The sequence below is a fragment of the Mesorhizobium sp. M7A.F.Ca.US.005.03.2.1 genome (assembly GCF_003997795.1).
Classification (GTDB): domain Bacteria; phylum Pseudomonadota; class Alphaproteobacteria; order Rhizobiales; family Rhizobiaceae; genus Mesorhizobium; species Mesorhizobium ciceri.
Genome location: NZ_RZRP01001312.1, coordinates 1 through 1094, shown reverse-complemented (window position 1 = coordinate 1094; position 1094 = coordinate 1). Strand labels below are relative to the sequence as shown.

The window sequence follows — 1094 nt, the reverse complement described above, 5'->3', positions numbered from 1 at the left end:
CGTCTCGATCTCATCCAGGCCGTAGATAGTGCCGACCTCGGTCGACTGGGTGATCGAAACGGCCATCGGCCGTCCCCAATGGACGATTTCCGGTGCGAAACGGCCGATGGTCCTTTCCAGATTGTGCGGATCGATCTTGCCCAGCGCGCCATCGATCTCATGCAGGCGTGAGCCGCCGGAAAAATACACCGGCGCGCCGCATTCGTCCTCGATGACATGCGATTCGCGATGAGCAAAGGAAATGCCGCCCGGCTTGTTGTAAGCGGTCAGCGCCAGCGAGTTGGCGGCCGTGCCGGTGGCGACGAAGAACACCGCGACCTCGCGTTCGAAAATCTCGCTGAAGCGCTGGTAGACTGCCTGGTCGAGCGCTCCGTCGCCGTAGGCGGTCGAAAAGCCGCCGGCATTGGCCGACAGGCCGGCGGCAATGTTGGGGTGGGCGCCTGCCCAATTGTCGGAAGCGAAGAACATGCATCTGCCTATGTCTTGGGAGAACGGGGGGTTGGGGAAATCAGATTGAAGTTGACCGGTTTCGCGTGCTGATCGCAAGGGCCAGGCGCCGGAAAAACAGTAAAGCCAGCCAACGGGCAAAGCCCAGGCCGACGACTGAAGCTTACGTTTTCCCTCAGCTTCACGACATTTTCTGTCGCGAATGCCCCAAGTTTTTTGCAAATCGGTCTTGTGTGGGTCCGGGATTTCTGCCATAAAAATTTAGGACAGTAGTGCTGTCTTATTTTGTCGCACAAAACGAGCTGGATTGGCGTATCATTTGGGCCTCTCCGGCTGTTGCCGCGAGCGACAGGTGGACAGCCAGACTCTGGCCTGTACGATTACCAGATGCGATCCATGCGGAAAGCCGCCTGGTTCGACAGGATTTCGCAAGACGTGCCACAAGGATCAGGGTGAGCCAAGCGCTTGCCGAGGCAAACCAGCGCCTGAATGGCTGGGAAGGAGGACAGGAGATGACGGACATGACGCACTCTGCGACGAACGGCCAGGCCGCGCAGACGAAAGCGGCAACCGTCAAAACCACCTTGCGATCCAATATTGGCCGAAGCGCCAACGGATTTTCCGCCCAGGGCCTCTACGATCCTGTC

At 58.9% G+C, this 1094-nt stretch carries 2 protein-coding genes; one reads left to right on the top strand and one right to left on the bottom strand.

The genetic code is table 11. The annotated features are described in order from the left end of the window. Positions 1–468: beta-eliminating lyase-related protein (locus EN991_RS37345; RefSeq protein ID WP_245461190.1), on the bottom strand; the 468-nt coding region annotated here is incomplete at its 3' end. 431 nt (positions 469–899) lie between these two features. Between EN991_RS37345 and EN991_RS40510 the strand changes: the two genes are divergently transcribed. Next, a partial coding sequence (locus EN991_RS40510; protein ID WP_206519348.1) for a hypothetical protein occupies positions 900–1094 on the top strand: 195 nt, incomplete at its 3' end.